The organism is Microcystis sp. M20BS1, from assembly GCF_020245305.1.
Taxonomy (GTDB): Bacteria; Cyanobacteriota; Cyanobacteriia; order Cyanobacteriales; family Microcystaceae; genus Microcystis; species Microcystis ichthyoblabe_A.
On sequence record NZ_JADBUZ010000180.1, the window covers coordinates 1 to 16,721 of the forward strand.

The 16,721-nt window shown below is 43.5% G+C and carries 17 protein-coding genes; 8 read left to right on the forward strand and 9 right to left on the reverse strand.

The window, feature by feature from the left end; genetic code table 11:
• Window positions 1-336 precede the first annotated feature (336 nt).
• Both IM507_RS17485 and IM507_RS17490 read right to left on the reverse strand, forming a co-directional pair.
• The gene (locus IM507_RS17485) at window positions 337-1,476 is read right to left on the reverse strand and encodes a citrate synthase (protein WP_123230404.1); all 1,140 of its coding nucleotides are present in this window, start codon (window positions 1,474-1,476) and stop codon (window positions 337-339) included.
• Window positions 1,477-1,736: 260 nt separating this feature from the next.
• Entirely contained in the window at window positions 1,737-2,453 is a 717-nt protein-coding gene (locus IM507_RS17490) for a Uma2 family endonuclease (RefSeq protein WP_002737017.1), read from the reverse strand.
• 878 nt (window positions 2,454-3,331) lie between these two features.
• Between IM507_RS17490 and IM507_RS17495 the strand changes: the two genes are divergently transcribed.
• The 3 genes from IM507_RS17495 (at window position 3,332) to IM507_RS17505 (ending at window position 4,371) form a co-directional block, all read left to right on the forward strand.
• Complete coding sequence (locus IM507_RS17495) at window positions 3,332-3,553, forward strand: hypothetical protein (protein ID WP_002755098.1); 222 nt, start codon at window positions 3,332-3,334, stop codon at window positions 3,551-3,553.
• Entirely contained in the window at window positions 3,546-3,959 is a 414-nt protein-coding gene (locus tag IM507_RS17500) for a pepsin/retropepsin-like aspartic protease family protein (RefSeq protein WP_002771473.1), read from the forward strand. Before IM507_RS17495 ends, IM507_RS17500 begins: the two co-directional genes overlap by 8 nt.
• Window positions 3,960-4,116: 157 nt before the next feature.
• A complete protein-coding gene (locus IM507_RS17505; RefSeq protein WP_123230405.1) occupies window positions 4,117-4,371 on the forward strand; it encodes a hypothetical protein in 255 nt (84 codons plus the stop codon).
• A gap of 270 nt (window positions 4,372-4,641) precedes the next feature.
• Here the strand turns inward: IM507_RS17505 and IM507_RS17510 are convergent, their stop codons facing one another.
• Window positions 4,642-6,219, reverse strand: coding sequence for a TRAP transporter substrate-binding protein (locus tag IM507_RS17510; RefSeq protein ID WP_002737884.1), 1,578 nt, complete (start codon window positions 6,217-6,219; stop codon window positions 4,642-4,644).
• A gap of 378 nt (window positions 6,220-6,597) precedes the next feature.
• Entirely contained in the window at window positions 6,598-7,593 is a 996-nt protein-coding gene (locus IM507_RS17515) for an L-lactate dehydrogenase (RefSeq protein WP_287637410.1), read from the reverse strand.
• A 235-nt stretch (window positions 7,594-7,828) separates the two neighbouring features.
• On the opposite strand from IM507_RS17515, the gene IM507_RS17520 reads away from it, so the two are divergent.
• Window positions 7,829-8,170: a DUF952 domain-containing protein gene (locus IM507_RS17520; protein ID WP_287637411.1), complete on the forward strand. Its 342-nt coding sequence runs from the start codon at window positions 7,829-7,831 to the stop codon at window positions 8,168-8,170.
• Here the strand turns inward: IM507_RS17520 and IM507_RS17525 are convergent.
• Window positions 8,147-9,460 carry a cytosine deaminase gene (locus tag IM507_RS17525; RefSeq protein ID WP_287637412.1) on the reverse strand — a complete coding sequence of 438 codons (1,314 nt, stop codon included), beginning with the start codon at window positions 9,458-9,460 and terminating at the stop codon, window positions 8,147-8,149. The two genes, IM507_RS17520 and IM507_RS17525, sit on opposite strands and share 24 nt — an antisense overlap.
• Before the next feature lie 159 nt (window positions 9,461-9,619).
• On the reverse strand, window positions 9,620-10,507 hold the full coding sequence (gene cofG / locus IM507_RS17530; RefSeq protein ID WP_123230409.1) for a 7,8-didemethyl-8-hydroxy-5-deazariboflavin synthase subunit CofG: 888 nt from the start codon (window positions 10,505-10,507) through the stop codon (window positions 9,620-9,622).
• Between the two features lie 112 nt (window positions 10,508-10,619).
• Between cofG and IM507_RS17535 the strand changes: the two genes are divergently transcribed.
• Complete coding sequence (locus tag IM507_RS17535; RefSeq protein ID WP_002737025.1) at window positions 10,620-12,284, forward strand: transglutaminase domain-containing protein; 1,665 nt, start codon at window positions 10,620-10,622, stop codon at window positions 12,282-12,284.
• On the opposite strand, the gene IM507_RS17540 is transcribed toward IM507_RS17535, so the two are convergent.
• The 3 genes from IM507_RS17540 to IM507_RS17550 all read right to left on the reverse strand — a co-directional run bounded on the left by IM507_RS17540 (window position 12,281) and on the right by IM507_RS17550 (window position 13,601).
• Entirely contained in the window at window positions 12,281-12,547 is a 267-nt protein-coding gene (locus tag IM507_RS17540) for a hypothetical protein (protein ID WP_002736422.1), read from the reverse strand. The genes IM507_RS17535 and IM507_RS17540 overlap by 4 nt on opposite strands.
• Window positions 12,548-12,751: 204 nt before the next feature.
• Window positions 12,752-13,339, reverse strand: a complete 588-nt coding sequence (locus IM507_RS17545; protein WP_002738075.1) for a hypothetical protein — start codon at window positions 13,337-13,339, stop codon at window positions 12,752-12,754.
• Window positions 13,329-13,601, reverse strand: coding sequence for a hypothetical protein (locus IM507_RS17550; protein WP_002736556.1), 273 nt, complete (start codon window positions 13,599-13,601; stop codon window positions 13,329-13,331). The genes IM507_RS17545 and IM507_RS17550 overlap by 11 nt, the downstream gene beginning before the upstream one ends.
• 296 nt (window positions 13,602-13,897) lie before the next feature.
• Here IM507_RS17550 and IM507_RS17555 point away from each other — a divergent pair, with 296 nt between their 5' ends.
• The 3 genes from IM507_RS17555 (at window position 13,898) to IM507_RS17565 (ending at window position 16,591) form a co-directional block, all read left to right on the forward strand.
• Window positions 13,898-14,608: a sirohydrochlorin chelatase gene (locus IM507_RS17555; RefSeq protein WP_069474191.1), complete on the forward strand. Its 711-nt coding sequence runs from the start codon at window positions 13,898-13,900 to the stop codon at window positions 14,606-14,608.
• Window positions 14,605-15,069 (forward strand): 2-amino-4-hydroxy-6-hydroxymethyldihydropteridine diphosphokinase, encoded by a 465-nt coding sequence (folK, locus tag IM507_RS17560; protein ID WP_069474183.1) that lies wholly within the window; start codon window positions 14,605-14,607, stop codon window positions 15,067-15,069. The genes IM507_RS17555 and folK overlap by 4 nt, the downstream gene beginning before the upstream one ends.
• Before the next feature lie 157 nt (window positions 15,070-15,226).
• On the forward strand, window positions 15,227-16,591 hold the full coding sequence (locus tag IM507_RS17565) for a GTP-binding protein (RefSeq protein ID WP_002755169.1): 1,365 nt from the start codon (window positions 15,227-15,229) through the stop codon (window positions 16,589-16,591).
• Window positions 16,592-16,721 lie beyond the last annotated feature (130 nt).

Here is a 16,721-nt window from a genome sequence, read left to right on the forward strand (position 1 = left end):
CTTGTTGGGTAAGACTTTTAGACTTTTTGTCAATCAAAAAGTACCAGGTATGGGAGTGATCAGGGGGAAAATCCCTGGACTTTTTCCCTAAAAATTAGGTAATTGGCCACCTCAAAACCGGTAAAACCCCACACCCCACACCCCACACCCCACACCCTGCCCCCACCGAAAAACTTTTTCAGCAGACCCTATATACACCGAAACTGACCAAGCTGAAAGCCGATGGACTGTTTCCTTGTCCCATCAATATAACAGGAAATGAGACAAAAAATCTCGCCTAGGAAAGATTGACAAAGGCGAGAAACCGTGTTTCCATTCAAGAATGGGAGATAAAATCTAAGAACGTTGTTCGATCGGTGTATAGGGGACTTCGTGTTGTCCGGTGTAGATTTGGGTAGGACGGAAAATGCGGTTAGCATTTAATTGTTCTTTCCAGTGGGCCAACCAACCGGCCACCCGGGAGATGGCAAAAATCGGGGTAAATAAATCACTGGGGATGCCTAATTTCCGATAGACCAATCCCGAATAGAAATCCACATTAGCATAGATACCTTTTTCGCCGTAGATATCCACCACTGCTTGTTCTAATTCTAGGGCGATATCGTAGTATTCATCGGAACCTAATTCCGCGAATAATTGTTCGGCAAGGTTTTGTAAAATCGTCGCCCGGGGATCCTTAACTTTATATACCCGGTGTCCAAAACCCATAACTTTTTGTTTGTTGGCGATACATTTTTCCACATAGGGACGAACATTAGCCACCGAACCGATTTCCTCTAACATTAACAATACTTCCTCGTTTGCCCCACCGTGGAGGGGGCCGGCGAGAGTTCCCACTGCTGAAGCGATGACACCGTAGGGGTCGGTTAAAGTGGAGGCCGTCACCATAGCCGAAAAAGTCGAGGCATTCATGGTATGTTCGGCGTGGAGAGTCAAACAGACATCGAAAACTTTCGCCGCTAAATCCGTCGGTCTTTTTTCCGTCAACATATAGAGGAAATTGGCCGCATAATCAAGACTATCGTTGGGCTGAATGGGGTGATTACCTTTGCGAATCAATTGAAACGCCGCCACCATGGTGGGGATTTTCGCTAATAACCGCACCACTGCCTGACGGATATATTCGGGATTATCCAGGGCGCGCCTGGCATAGTATAAACCCAAAGCCGCCGCCGAAGTTTGTAGCGCATCCATGGGATGGCCTTTTTCGGGGAAGCATTTCATCATGTCTTCGATACGGTACTTGATGCGTCGATGATAACGGATTTCATCGGCAAATTCTTCCAGTTCCGCCCCCGTGGGCAGAGCACCCCAGATAAGGAGATAGGCGGTTTCGAGGAAGGTACTTTTTTCGGCGAGTTCCTCAATCCGAATGCCCCGATACTCCAAGATTCCCTTTTGCCCATCCACAAAGCTGATACTGGACTGGGCGGCGGGAATTCCTTCTAAACCTGGACGATATTCACAAACTGTCATAGTTCTACCTTTCCGTGGCGAAGATTAAGCCCTAACGCTAACTTACTTGATCTTTCCACCCTTACCGAAATTTTATAGAAATTCTTCGGTTCTGCCTCTCCTGTTCAGGATTGGGGAGAATTGGACGGAAATTAATCCTATTTAGCGATTGCTTCGTCGATTTAGTCAGCCCTGCCCTAGCGCATTTTTTCTGGGCTTACCGTTCCGACTCTAGCTAGTGGACTTGATATTTATCTACTTTCATTGTAGCGATAATTTTTTTAAGTTTCTTCGGGATTAATATTTAACTCCCGCAGTTTTGCCGCCAATCGTTCGGCCCGTTGCCGTTCCGCTTCGGCCCGTTGACTTTCCGTTTCGGCCCGTTGCCGTTCCGCTTCAGCCCGTTGTCGTTCCGCTTCGGCCCGTTGTCGTTCTTGGTTGTAACTGGTGAAAGGTTGACCATCGGGATAATACAAGAGTAACTCTGGTTGGGCTAATTGAAAACGAATGCCCAAGCGAGGACTGACCCAATTATCGAGATTTTCCAGACTTTCGAGCCGATTTTCCCGACGAATACAGCCACCCAAATCATTTTTATCGGGATTATAAATGTAGTATTCTTCCACACCATAACGGTCATAAAACAGTAGTTTTCTGGTCATTTCCGTTTGGGTATTACCCGGAGAGAGAATTTCAAAAACCACTTGTGGGGGGATATTGTTCTCTTTCCACTGTTGATAGGAACCTCTTTCGCCTTTTGGTCTGCCGAAAGCTACCATCACATCGGGTGCTTGTCGAGTCTTATTATCTCCCTCCACGGGATACCAGAGTAAATCACCGGCGACAAAAACATCGGCATCATTGGCAAATAACCAGTCTAAATTCGCTTTAATCGTCGTAATCCAGCGAAATTGTCTTGTATTGTCGGCCATCGGTTTACCATCGCTATCGGGATAGACGATTGTGGTTTTCGGGCTGTCGTCGAGTTGTCTAACCATTGCTTAACCCTAGAATTTCGTCTTTGCTTCCTTAATAGTATAACTTTACTATAAAAAATCGGAGCAAATATTTAGGGATGGTGATGGTCTTAAATGCTGTTTAAAAAGTATCGGGGAGTGGGGAGTGGAGAGTGGGTTTTGAAAGTTCGATTGGGAGTTTTATCATCTTATACTTTACAATACCAATTCTCCAAAGTCTGACTACAGAAGTTTAATCCCCCTAAATCCCCCTTAAAAAGGGGAACTTAAAGGGGGATTTAAATTCGATGTGTAGTTTTCATTTAGAGAAATGGTATAAAAACCTTTTCTGCAAACGTTAGGACAGATGAACTTTTTTCTTGCCTTTGATGTCTGTTTTTACAGATACGGGTTCTTCTAGGTTCTGTGTGATAAGTTTAACTTACTATATGATCGATCGATCTTTGTGTCCTTTGTGTCTTTGTGGTTCGTTCCACCCCCTCGCTAGGAGGAATGTATCTTAGAATACATTTTACCCACCAAACCTGGGAGAGCCAGATACGACTTAGCATTTGAGATTAGTCAAAAATAGTTTGACTAGAGAAAAAAGAGGTGTGTTAGATTTCATTAACTACCAGAGCGGCGTACTGCTACGCAGTGCCTTCGGCATCGCAATAGAGGAAATGCGATCGCAATAAATCCTCATCTGGCCAGAGACTTAATTGATTGACAAAAATCGCCCTTTATAACCCCGTCCATGGCCTAACACAAACCGAAGAACTATAAAGATTAGATTGAACATTTCTGGGATTTCTGTCTAACAGCAAAGTTAGCCTGCTTTTGGGGCAGGGATTAGCGCAAAGGTGGTGTTATACTCAGACAAAGTGCAGAAAGTCAAAATCCGTAACTTTCTTGAATCCATGCTGACAACTACTCAATTTGCGCCCCTGCTAAAGCAATTGTCTTACTCCGATAAGCTCTTATTACTTAACTTTCTTGTAGCCGAGTTGCTCAAGGATTCTGGTATTGTACCGATGTCTATTGAAGATGATCTCCCTAGACAAGGTTTACATGACTCTTTTGAGGCTGCCGCCATTCTTGCTCAAGCATTAAAAGAGAAACAAGAATTGACTCATGGCTAATAAGGTAAGATTTGCTTTCACTGAGGTAGATCCTAGTCTTGGTGCATTAAGTGCGCTTCCTTATTTACCATTGACATTAACTTATCAAAGTCAATCCTTGAATGTTTCGGGTCTCTTGGATACTGGCTCTAGTGTTAATGTGTTGCCCTATGAAATGGGTTTAGCTTTAGGTGCAGTCTGGGAAAATCAAAGGCTATCTCTGCCATTAGGAGGTAATTTAGCTAGATTTGAAGCTCGTGCATTGGTTGTTAAAGCTACTGTTGAGCAATTCCCCACCGTAGATTTAGCCTTTGCTTGGACACAAGATAAATATGCGCCGCTAATACTAGGACAGATGAACTTCTTTCTTGCCTTTGATGTCTGTTTTTACAGATACGACTTAGCATTCGAGATTAGTCAAAAATAGTTTGACTGGAGAAAAAATATGTGCGTTACATTTCATTAACTAAGCAACCAGCGATCGCAGTTTCGCCTCAAGCGATCGCCCTATGAAAAGAGATTAATTTGTCTAAAGATTTGCTAAACTGAGGACAATAATCGCTTATTTTCAAGGTGTTAACTAAATGTGGTGGCAAAGTTCTCGGTTAGACCGTATTGAAGCCAGTCTAGAGGCAAGTCAGCAGCGAATAGAGCGAATAGAAAGCAATATTGACAGATTAGCAGAAATCAGTGAGGCAACGAATCGGCGTATTGATCGGTTTGTGGAAGCTACTGCTCAACAAATGGAGGAATCTAAGGCTCGTATTGACCAACTGCAACAAGGGATGGAACAGCTTCAAGGTGCAGTTGGCTATTTTTTAAGTCAGGACGGTAACTAACGATCGCCTTTTCAAAAATCAAAAAACCCCGTTAGCTTACAATAACTTGCTTCAATGAATGAACATGGTGCTACGGCTAGAGAAAAAAAGAGGTGCGTTACATTTCATTAACACACTCTACCAAAGCGGCGTACTACCAGAGCGGCGATCGCTAAAGGAGATATCCTCAATTATCGCTTACCCAATCAAGGTCAAGCAGCATTCAAGACTGTGAATTTACATTATCCGAAAGACCAAAAACCAGACCAACCACACTACTAATTAAACCACCTACTGCACTACCATATTTATGGGTTGATTTAAACGAGACATTATTTTAGTTAAGTCGGATAAATCATCCCAACTTCTCATTTGTGTTTTAAATCCTTCCCACTCATCATGTACTTCCTTAAACTGCGGATTCGCATCATACAGTTTAAGAAGTTCCTCTGTGTTAGCTTGAGCTACCTGTAGAACCTCATCGGGAAATGGTAGGATTTTGATATTTCCTGAACTTTCTAACTTCCTTATATCTCCAAGCGTCCGAGCGTTTCTTCGATCATATTCGGATAATATCTTTGTGTAGGTTTCATGGCAAACAGCCTCAAATATTCTTTGATACTCTGGGGGCAAATTTTCCCAAGCATCTTTGTTGACTTGCACATCAAAAGTTGTGCTTGGTTCCCACCATCCAGGATAGTAGTAGTATTTAGCTCCTGCTTTATGCAAATTTAACTGAAAGTCATCGTGCGGTCCAATCCATTCAGCAGCTTGTATAGTGCCTTTTTCAAGCTCGGTAGATATTTCTCCTATTGAGAGTGCTTTTCCAAAAATCTTTTTATCTGTCTTGATACCGAAATAATCTGATAATACATCTGCTCCCAATCCAGGAATACGCATAGTTAACCCATTGAAGTCTGCAACTGTATTAATCTCTTTCTTAAACCAACCTCCCATCTGTCCCCCTGTCGCTCCTGCTGGAAAAGGAATTACATTCAAACCTATTTCTCTGTAAAGACTTTGTATATAAGTTAGCTGGTCGTTAGGATCTTTTTTATATGAGAGCCAAGCAGTTTGTTCTTGAGGACTCAACCCGAAAGGAACAGCACAACCAAAGTAGAGGGGTCTATATTTTTCTTGTTCATAATAAATTCCACTAAATCCGCATTGAATATCGTCTCCCGCACTTACTTTTTGTAATATTTCCTCTGTTAGTATGTTTCCAGTTTTATCAACTTCGATAATAAATTGACCGTTGGTTATTGCTTTAATACGTTCACTAATCATTAATGGAGCGTCAAAAAGAATTACTTTGTTCTTTGTGCTTTCTCCTAAAAAGCTAACCATCTTCCATCGAACAGATGGTTGATATTGACGAGCAAACCAACCAGCCGTCCCAGTCGCAATGGCTGTAGCCGTTCCGATAGCTGCATACACAACAGTTCTACGGCTTACAGGTATAGGTTGTTTCGGTTGTTTAACCGGTGGTGGAGCTTCTCCATTTTCTGTAGCAATATTGACTGCAAGTGCTTTAAATCTGCCACCAGTAGTTGCAATTGTTTTAATATCGCTATCGTCTTCAGGAGTATTATTTACAATTGCTTCTAATAGCAAGGATAGCTCTTTTTCTTTATCTTCACCTATAGATTTACTAATGCTTTTGGGAAAATTTCTAGCATATTCCTGAAGTTCGCCCCACCTGCCATGATAGGGGTTGCCATTTCTAAGTTCCTGTTCAATACCCAGAAGGCAATCCCCTACTTGCTCAAAATACTTTATAACCCGTTTTCGATCTTCATCCTCAGATTGCTTCAAGCGATCGCTGACTTCAAATAATTTGGTTACAATTTCAACTAATTCTCCTAGCATTTCTGTATCTCAATATACTTTTTGCACAATTCTGCCGACTGTATAACACTCCTGAGAGTAACGATATGGGTCAACTTTCGGCATATCCCCCCATTTTAGCACCATCGCCGGAACTTTTCCGCGTATCATAACCAAAAGCGTATTAGCCAGATTAAACAACCTCTTTTAAGTAGATTCCTAACAACAAGCTGAAATAAAATAGACTTTTCGGGAAGTCTAGCACTAATTGCTTCAGTCCACCCCACAATTACCTAATTTTCGGGGAAAAAGTGCCAAAATTTTGCCTTTGATCGCTCTTATGTTCGGCACTTTTTCAGGGCAAAAAAATCTAAAAATCTTAGCCAACAATGTTTTTAGATTTATTCAGCCAACCCTAAGTTAAATTTTGAGTTGATCGATTAAATCGCGCATAATTTTGGCCGAATTATGTAACTGTTGGGTTTCTCTGGGACTGAGAGCAAGATTCAGAGTTTTAATCACTCCTTTCTCGTTAACCACCGAGGGAATACTTAAACACACATCTTTGAGACCGTATTGACCATCGAGGAGAGTGCTAATAGTCAGAATTCTTTCTTGGGAACGTAAAATCGCTTTAACGATATCCGTGGTAGCTAAACCGATCGCATAGCTAGTATAACCCTTGCGTTTGATAATTTCATAGGCGGCGTTTTTAACCTGAAGAAAAATTTCTGTTAAGCTTTCTTGGTCGGTTGCGCTTAAATCCTGCCAATCTCCTTCTAGTAACCTTGCTCCTCCGATATTGGCCGAACTCCAGACAGCAAGCTCACTATCCCCGTGTTCACCGATAATATAAGCGTGGACGTTACGCGCATCTACATGGAGTTGGGTGGATAAAAGAGAGCGTAAACGGCCAGAATCTAGCACCGTACCCGAACCAATCACCCTAGAAGGCGGAAAATGGGTTATTTTCAAGGTAACATAGGTCATGATATCGACAGGATTACTCACCACCAAAATCAAAGCACTGGGGCAGTAAACAGCCACATCCTCCAGAATACGGCGAAAAATCGCCACATTTCGCTCAAGGAGATGTAATCTGGTTTCTCCCTCTTTTTGGGCGGCCCCGGCAGTAATAATCACCACATCGGCATTTTGTCCCACATCGGCCACGGTTCCCATTTTCAAGTCTGTGGGTTCAATAAAAGGCATTCCGTGCCTTAAATCCATCACTTCCCCTTCGACTTTATCCGTGGCGATATCTTGCAGAATTAATTCATCAAAACAGTCTTGAATTAACATCGAGTAAGCGCAGGCCATCCCCACCTGACCAACACCGATAATTACCCCCTTGCGAGGACGCAGCGGCGCGGGTTTTTCAGCGTAGGGATTGGGAGTAAATATTTTATCTAGCATAGATTTTTGCAGTTATTGCCTCGGTAAGCTCATTTTAAGGGGAAAAGGTTAATATCAGGTAAAAAGAGACTATCAAGAGATTTTGAGGCCGTTATCGGCCATTTTTTTCTGGTCAGTGGTCGGACAAATTTCTTGTCTTTATTCCCTGACCCCTAGTTTAAGAGAATTGAGGGCCGCTGACAGCTTCAGGCTATATCCTAAAATTAGGGATAAAGTGACAGTAGGAGGCGAACCGATGATCTATCACATCACTACAGAAAGAGGTTGGCAAATAGCTCGTGAAATGGGGGAATATCGGGCGTATTCCCTAAAAAATGAGGGATTTATCCATTGCTCCACCTTAGAACAAATTCCGAAAGTTGTGGCCGCTTTTTATCAAAATCAGCCAGATTTGCTGGTTTTAGCCATTTCTCTCGAACAATTGCAGTCCCCGGTTAAATGGGAGCAGCCCCAACATCCTAACCCAGAAAATGCCACTCTAGAGCTAGAAAGAGAGACCTTTCCCCATATTTACGGTGCTATCAACCTAGAATCGGTAGTTTTTGTTAAACCCCTAGAGGAGTTGCTCAATTCCTAGAACTAAATCATCTAACTCTTGGTAATCGGGGAGAGTAGTATCGATGCTCAACCCGCGCCGAATCACAAGGCGATCCCACTGTGGTCGCGATAATAGCTCGCTAAAGTAGCGAGCCTTGAAAATTAACAAATTTGCCTCTAGACCCGTCTTAATGCGCCCTAAATGGGGCAATCCGAGCAGATTTGCTGGGGTGAGGGTGACACTATTTACCCAGTCAGCGTAGGGTGTGTCGAGATGGGCAATCCGCACCGCTTGGGTAAAGACTTCTAAACCATCGTGATCCCCAAAACCATAAAAGGGATCGCGACAGTTATCGCTGGCAAAAGCAACCGGAATTCCCGCTTTTTTCATCTCTTTTATCTTAGTTGTCCCGCGCCAAAAAGGGGTTTTTTCCTCTTGACGATCCTGTAGGTAGAGATTGCACATCGGCAAGCTAACGATAGCAATGCCCGCATTTTTGACTAAATTTAGGGTTTCTTGGATTATTTCAGGCGATTGTACCGCTAAACTGCAACAGTGACCACAGATGATTTGTCCGTCAAATTGCTCTTTGATAGCAGTACGCGCGATCGCTGCTAAACAGGTAGAATCGGAATCGCCGTTTTCATCCAGATGAAAATCGAGATTTAAACCCCTTTCTTGGGCTAATTTGAAGGTAATATCAATTTGTGCCTGTAAATCGGGATTTGTGTAGGCTACTCCCCCTAATATGCCCCCAAATTCGGCAATTTTATCGGCTAAGGCCGCTCCCTCGGAGGTTTGATAGTAGTCAAGGGAAACTAGAGAAACCGCTTGCAGGGTGATTTTACCGGCCCATTGTCGTTGCAATTCTGCCAAAGCAGTTAAGCTAATCTGTGCCTGTTGACCAAAAGAGTCGATATGGGTGCGAATAGCGGCGGTTCCGTGGGCATAACTGCATTTAACGCCGAATTCCATGCGACGATACACATCCTCTAAGCGCCACTCCCGTCGGGAATCCTCTAGGGCCATTTTTAAGGCACTGTCAAAAGTGCCATCATGGTTAGGACAACGATGCCAACTATGACCTTTATCGAGATGGGTGTGCATATCGACAAAGCAAGGAAAAACAATCTTTTTTTTGAGGTCAATAACGGGAATATTATCTTCGGGGGGGATGGTTGAGGTGATGCGATTAATGTTACCGTCATTAATTTCCAGATTAACTAAGGTTAATCCCTCGGCGGTTTGGGGAGAAAAACCCTCATTTTCTAGGAGGGAAACGGGAATATGGGCATTTTTGAGCCAGTAGCGCTCGCTTGAGGGAATCATAAGACCTCTGGTAAAAATCAAAAATTGTTGTTAGGGTTAGGAGTCGGTCGTCGGTCGTCAGGAGAATTAAGAATGAATAATAATCAATTATGCGGTATTAAGTAAGGCGTGTTAAATGGCATTAACAGTGCTATCTTTTCCCTGATTACTGATTACTGATTACTGATAAACCGGCAGACGCGCCTTTAATTCCCAGCCATAAACTGCTAAAAATTCCTTTAATTTATTGGGGTGTAAATGGAGGTAATCGGGATTAACTTCATCGATAATGCCAATACCGCCTAAATCCCGCGCTCCTGCCGCTAAACAATCCAAAAGAAAAAGAGGATCGGGTACTAAATTCGGGGGAATTTGAATGACAATATCTGGGGGCAAAATTTCCCTAGCTTGTCTAACCAGATCGGGTAATTTTTGCAGATCAAAAGGATTATTTTGCCACTGTTCTCTTTTACCCGGATTGTAGGGTTGTAGGATCACTTCTTGAATATGTCCCCAACGTTGATGAATAGTGGCAATAGTTTCTAGGGTCACTAAGCGATCGTATTCTGTTTCACCAATTCCTAATAATAAACCCGTGGTAAAAGGAATTCCTAATTCTCCCGCCCATTGTAACTGTTCTAAACGCAGGGATGGCACTTTACTGGGGGCATGACGATGGACAGTATCTAATAAAGTCACCGTCATTTGTTCTAACATTATGCCCATAGATAGATTGACATTTTTCAGGTTTTCCATCTCAGCAAAAGTTAAAATCCCCGCATTGGTATGGGGATAAAAACCCATATTTAAAGCCAATTCTCCCAAATTATAAATATGCCGAAACCATAACTCTCGATTGGCTGCTAAAGGATGAACTTCGCCGCTAAGAATTAAAATTTCCGTAATTTCCGAACCCTGCAAAGCAGTTAAAATCTCTTTGGCTTTTTCCAAACTTAACCAGCCATCAGTGCCTAAATCCCTGCGAAAATTACAATAACTGCAACGATTGAAACACTCGTAGGTAGGTACAAGGGTATGAGAGGGACTATAGGTGACAATTCTTGACATTTTTTTCGGGATTGCAGTTCATTACGAGCATTCAAGGGCGAGAAAATTTGCTATCGTGGGGAGAATTGCTGTTTTATTCACCTAAAAACGCTCTCCCTTTTCGTTTCCTCCTATGATTTTCGATCCTGCCAGTCTTCCCTCCCATCGTCAAACGATTCGTCCGATTAGCGCCACGGCTCTGCACGGAATTGTATTTCAAGATGACAAATTAATCGCTATCGACGCAAAAAACGGCTATTTATACCAAATTGCCCTCGATACTGGTCATACAAGCGTACTTAATTCCCATCGCTGGCAGGAATTCGTCGGGACGACGGGATTGGCAATCGATGATCAAAATAACCTCTGGTTTACTACTCGCGAAAATCTCTACTGCTGCACTCTCGAAGATTTTACCCCGAAATTTTTTACCCGTCTTCCCTACACCGCTAACGGAGTCGCCGTAACTGGTAACACAATTTATGTCACTTGTCAACGTTCTGGACAAATCTTTATATTTGATCGCCAATCGGGACAGGAAATTACTCGTTTATACGCGCCTGGTATCGGCATCGAAAATATCACCATTCGCGGGGAAGAACTTTGGTTAACGGATACCCTAGAACAAACGGTTTACTGTCTTGATCGCGCCACGGGAGAACAGCTTTTTAGCATGATAACTCCTTTTGAATCGCCGACGGGATTAGCATTTTATCGCGATGCTAACAGTGGCAAGGATATATTATATGTGGCCTATGCTTTCCAAGAACCCTGTATCCGCGATAATCCCAATTCTGAACAAGTTCACGAACTTAGTTATCGTCCGCGTACTTTTGTCCATCCTCTATATTTTCACTACGATCCCGCTAAAAAATACACCCTTTCTAACGGTTATCTGATTGAATTATCCTACGTCGAGGAATTAGAACCCCTCTATAATATCGAACTCAAAAATGTGGAATGGCGCATCGCTTTACCCTTAGAAACACCGCGGCAAAAAATTCGCAGCGTCGAAGCGGTGGGATTGCCTTTTATTGAAGAAATTCAGGACGGGCAGCGGGTAGCAGTATTTAAGTTCGAGCAAATAACCGGCAAACAACGTCATATTTTTGGTTGGAAAGTCGTATTAGAAGTATGGGGTATTAAATACCAAATTACCCCCCAAGATTGCGAAGATTTACCCACCTTACCCGCCGATTTTCCCGATCGCTATTTGATCGATAATGATGATCTGGCCATGAGTACAGAAATTATCCTCAATGCTGCCGAAGAAGCGACCGGTCGGGAAACCAATCTGCTCCGAAAAGTTTATAGTATTCGTAATTACGTCTATGATCAGCTTTCCTACGGTATCAAACCCAACATCGACACCCCTGATATTGCCCTGCGGCGCGGAGTCGGTTCCTGTGGGGAATATGTGGGTTTATTATTGGCTTTGTGTCGTCTCAATGGTATTGCTTGTCGCACGGTAGGACGTTATAAATGCCCACCCCATCCCCTCGAACGTAATTTACCCCTCGAACCAGATTACAATCACGTCTGGATGGAATTTTATCTTCCCTCTATCGGTTGGGTTCCCATGGAGTCCAATCCCGATGATATTTTTGAAGGCGGTCCCTATCCCAATCGTTTCTTTATGGGTTTAGCTTGGTATCACACGGAAATTGCCAAAGATATCCCCTTTGAACGAATGCTCAGTGAAGGACAACCGGTGTTAAAAACCCAAGTTCCCATCGGCGATTTAGCGATTAATCACGTTCAATTCATCATTCTTGAGGAATTAGCCCCAAAAGACTAGAATTCTGACCCATCATCTAGGATGCCCATTTCTCTATCTCTGGCTTCTTTGAGTTCTTTGACCATTTGTAAACCCGCACCCACACAGAAGCCCAGGGCTGCCCCGGCACCGGCAAAATAACGTCTATAGATGATTTGATAGTTATAGGGATTTCTATAGTTGACTTGGCTGGGATTGCGTTCAATGCGGCTAATGCCATAACCGATACCAGCACCAACTAAAGCCGTTACTAGGCCTGAAAATAGAACTAGACGAAGGTTCATGATCTTATCTCCCGATAGACTCTGACTTTAGATTATCGCTGAAAATTAGTTAATGGCAAGCTATCGCAATAATTCGTTATCAAGTGAACCAAATCGCCCACAAAGCTAGAACTGTGGATAGGAAACCATAGGATTTATCGAATCGCCAAAAAACCAATCTTTCCCTATAGGTAGTTATTGGTAAAAGTTAAGGTGATTTATCTATTACCAGACTTTTTTTACTCCTGTAGGTAAACCAACTCGCATAAAAAATCTAGCGAAAGCTTGAGATAAATGTTCACGATAGGGAGGACGTAAACGAAGTCGAGGTTGCTGTTTATTTTGCAAGAAGGATTCCAAAAAAGTCCTCGGTAAAGTGTACACATCATGAAAATCAACTATTCGATGAGTTAATTTTAGGTTGCCGATTTCCCCTTCGTTGAGCATAGAAAGATTCCATATATAACCATTTTTAATATCATCACAATATCTCCCCCACGCCTTGGCCGTAGGATTTTGTTTCATATTGTTCATTGTCTGTTCCCAATATTCTTGATATTGACTGAGAGCAAAGTGAGGGGAAAGGATGACATTATTGACTTTCTTGTTTTCTAAGTCGCAGCCTTGGGTGATAACAACCAGATCAATCTCAGCTACTTCCACTAAGGATCGAAGGGTTTCAATTTCTGTTTGATTGCTTACCTCAACAGATTTAGAAGCCCAACGAACCACAGGACAATTAAGAATAATATCCCCTTGGGTTAACTCAACATTTGCATCTACCGCCTCATACCAAAGGTCATTAGTTATCATCTTCGATTCGAGACTTATCAATTATAACACAAGGTTTCCAAGTGGATTTTTCCTGAGATTTAATGTTTACTTCTTCGGAAAATAAGATTTTCGGTTGATGAGAAACTACAAAAACTCCCCGACAATCCAGTTCATCATCATCATCTTCTGCTGCGTCTATCCGGCAAGATTCTGATGATAAAACTGTAGGTAATTTTACCACTTCTATTAGGGGTGGTTGTTCGTAGGAGGGTAATTGTTTACTGTCTGTTTCCACTTTCACGTTAACTGCCTCGTTGACTAAGTTGGGCGATTAATTAGGTTATACCTCAATATCTAGGCTAACTCAAGCCGGCGGGCCGATTTGCTCACACTTTACATCGCGTAAAATGGTAGCACTTCCCACCAATGGGGACGTTTTCCCGCTTACCAGCTAAATCGAGAATATCAGGGGCATTTATGCCTAAAGGGAGAGAAAATGTATTAGGCTAAAAACTAAACTATTTTGGCAAGATTTCTTTGAAGACCTCCTCAGCCTATTTATTGGTTTTCCACGGTAGTCGCGATCCGCGTCCAGCCATGGCGGTGACGCAATTAGCAGCCTTAGTTCAAGAAAAAATCAGTCAACCCGCCGAAAGATTAGGGAGTAAATCGGAGTTTAGCCCATCTCTAGCGGTTCTAGAAGCAGATAATCGGGTATTAGTCGGGACTGCCGCCCTAGAATTAGCGATAACACCGCTCCATCAACAAATAGAAGCTTTTGCCCAACAAGCACAAAGCCAAGGATGTAACTGGTTGCAGATTATCCCCCTGTTTCTCCTGTCGGGGGTTCACGTTAAAGAAGATATTCCCGCGGCCGTGGCCAAAGTGCGATCGCCGATCAAGCTAGAGTTAAAGCCCCATTTAGGCAGTTATCAGGGCATAAAATCGCTGTTATCCCGACAATTTGCTGATTTAAGCCCCCAAGACCGCATTTTACTATCCCACGGTAGTCGTCGCTCCGGGGGTAATCGGGAAGTGGAGAATCTAGCGGCGTTTTTTGGAGCAATTACAGCCTATTGGTCGATAGAACCGAGTTTATCCCAACAAATCGAGAGTTTAATCGCTCAAGGTAGCCAAAAAATCGCTATACTGCCCTATTTCCTCTTTGCTGGTGGAATTACGGATGCGATCGAAGCCCAAGTTTTTGAACTATCACAAAAGCATCCAAATGTCAATATATTTTTAGGTAAATCTTTGGGAGCGACGGGGGAATTAGCCGAGATTATTGTTGAGGAAGGATGTGGATGAAGCGAGCAGCGATCGCTCTGGGCAGTAATTTAGGAGATTCAGCGACAATTTTAGGGCAAGCTTTAGGGGAATTAGAGCGAGTCAAAGGAATTAAACTAGAAGCTCATTCCCAATGGTATCAAACCGCGGCCGTCGGGCTGCCTCAGCCCGATTATCTCAACGGTGGCGCCATTGTGCAAGTGGATTTATCGCCCCTAGATTTACTGCATAAATTATTAGAAATCGAGCAGTTATTCGGGAGAGTCCGACGGGAAAGATGGGGACCGCGTACCCTCGATTTAGACTTAATATTTTATGAAGACCTGATCTTAGAAACGCCCGAATTACAGATACCCCATCCCCGCTGCCGAGAAAGGGACTTTGTGCTGCTTCCCCTAGCAGAAATTGCCCCCGATTGGCGAGATCCCGTAACCGGAAAAACTATCCTTCAGCTATTGGGACAATTGGGATTGGCGGAGTAGGATGTTAGGTGTTAGGGTTTTAGTGGAAAACTTCGCTAATTTCTTTTCACTGATTACTGAAAAGTCTTCCCCTGGCCCCAGATAACCTCATCTCAGTTACCGCCCCGAAACTCTACAATAAAGGCAGCAGCATCAATAAACAGTTAAAAAATCAACCGTGACCAAGACCCCATCCCTCGAGGAAACTCATTACAATCAGGCTAAGGCTAGTTTACAACAGGCCTTAACTTGGTATGCCAGTTTTCGCCGCCATTGGAATTATCCCCCCGATCCCCAACTTCAGGCCGCCGTTAAACAGGATTTGCAGTCCTTAAAATCGGCCTTGGATAAACTGGATGAAACGGTGATTCGGGTGGCAGCCTTCGGGTTAGTCAGTCGCGGTAAATCCTCGGTGGTAAACGCTTTAGTCGGTCAAAAAGTCCTGACAACTGGACCCCTGCACGGGGTGACACGCTGGCCGCGATCGGTGCGTTGGACACCAGCCACGGGTAAAATTCAGATAGAATTAATCGATACCCCCGGATTGGATGAGATTGAAGGGGAAGCGCGGGCGAATATGGCCAGAGAAGTCGCTAAAAGTGCCGATTTGATTTTATTTATCGTCGCTGGGGATATTACCCGCACCGAATACGAGGCCTTAGGAGAATTGCGCGGGGCGAAAAAACCGATTATTTTGGTGTTTAATAAGATTGATCTCTATCCAGAAGCTGATCGCCGTCAGATTTTTCAGCAGTTACAGAGATTAGGAACCAATCGGGACGAAAAAACGTTAGAAGATTTGTTAACTAGCGATGAGATAGTTATGGTAGCCGCCGAACCGCAACCGATTCCCGTCCGGGTGGAATACCCCGATGGGAGCGTGGTGACTGAGTGGGAAACCCCTCCCCCCCAAATTGAGGAGCTGCAAGATAAACTCTTAACGATTTTAAATCGGGAAGGGCGATCGCTGCTGGCCTTAAATGCTTTAGTGCAGGGGCAAGAAGCGGAGGAAAATATCGCTAGAAAAACCCTGGAACTCCGGGACAGTCAAGCGGAGGAAATTATCTGGCAATACGCAAAATATAAGGCTTTAGCGATTGCGGCCAATCCGATCGCTATTTTAGACCTACTAGGGGCTTCAATCGTCGATTTGACTCTAGTTCGGGCTTTAGCTCGTTTGTACGGCCTGCCAATTACCAGTCACCAAGCTGGTCAACTCTGGCGGACTCTACTTTTGAGCAGTGGGGGGTTGCTGGTGGGGGAAATCCTCAGCACTGTGATTATCGGTTTGGGCAAAACGGCAGCGGCAGCGGCGAGTATTTTTGAAAATCCCACCTCTTTAACTCTCTACGGTAGCACCGCTCTCCTACAGGGAGCAATTGCTGCTTATGGAACCTATATCATCGGGAAAGCCGCTAAAATCTATCTAGAACGCGGTTGTAGTTGGGGGGCATCTGGACCGAGTACGGTGATTAATCAAATTCTTGCTCAAGTTCATCCGCAAACTATCTTATATCGTTTACGTCTAGAGCTAGAACAGTGATTTTAAGGTAAAAAGGAAAAAAGGCGACAGTGATCAATTAAATATTTCCGACTGACTACTGATGACCGACTCCTAATTTTAGAAACTTAATTTTTGACAACGACCACTAGCTAGAAATATTGAGAGAAAA

Coding starts and splice junctions, on each gene's coding strand:
- IM507_RS17525 (WP_287637412.1), bottom strand. CDS start 9,460: ATGATTCCCTCAAGCGAGCGCTACTGGCTCAAAAATGCCCATATTCCC.
- IM507_RS17510 (WP_002737884.1), bottom strand. CDS start 6,219: ATGCTAGGAGAATTAGTTGAAATTGTAACCAAATTATTTGAAGTCAGC.
- IM507_RS17515 (WP_287637410.1), bottom strand. CDS start 7,593: ATGCTAGATAAAATATTTACTCCCAATCCCTACGCTGAAAAACCCGCG.
- IM507_RS17485 (WP_123230404.1), bottom strand. CDS start 1,476: ATGACAGTTTGTGAATATCGTCCAGGTTTAGAAGGAATTCCCGCCGCC.
- cofG (WP_123230409.1), bottom strand. CDS start 10,507: ATGTCAAGAATTGTCACCTATAGTCCCTCTCATACCCTTGTACCTACC.
- IM507_RS17490 (WP_002737017.1), bottom strand. CDS start 2,453: ATGGTTAGACAACTCGACGACAGCCCGAAAACCACAATCGTCTATCCC.
- IM507_RS17555 (WP_069474191.1), top strand. CDS start 13,898: ATGGCGGTGACGCAATTAGCAGCCTTAGTTCAAGAAAAAATCAGTCAA.
- folK (WP_069474183.1), top strand. CDS start 14,605: ATGAAGCGAGCAGCGATCGCTCTGGGCAGTAATTTAGGAGATTCAGCG.
- IM507_RS17535 (WP_002737025.1), top strand. CDS start 10,620: ATGATTTTCGATCCTGCCAGTCTTCCCTCCCATCGTCAAACGATTCGT.
- IM507_RS17500 (WP_002771473.1), top strand. CDS start 3,546: ATGGCTAATAAGGTAAGATTTGCTTTCACTGAGGTAGATCCTAGTCTT.
- IM507_RS17545 (WP_002738075.1), bottom strand. CDS start 13,339: ATGATAACTAATGACCTTTGGTATGAGGCGGTAGATGCAAATGTTGAG.
- IM507_RS17495 (WP_002755098.1), top strand. CDS start 3,332: ATGCTGACAACTACTCAATTTGCGCCCCTGCTAAAGCAATTGTCTTAC.
- IM507_RS17520 (WP_287637411.1), top strand. CDS start 7,829: ATGATCTATCACATCACTACAGAAAGAGGTTGGCAAATAGCTCGTGAA.
- IM507_RS17505 (WP_123230405.1), top strand. CDS start 4,117: ATGTGGTGGCAAAGTTCTCGGTTAGACCGTATTGAAGCCAGTCTAGAG.
- IM507_RS17540 (WP_002736422.1), bottom strand. CDS start 12,547: ATGAACCTTCGTCTAGTTCTATTTTCAGGCCTAGTAACGGCTTTAGTT.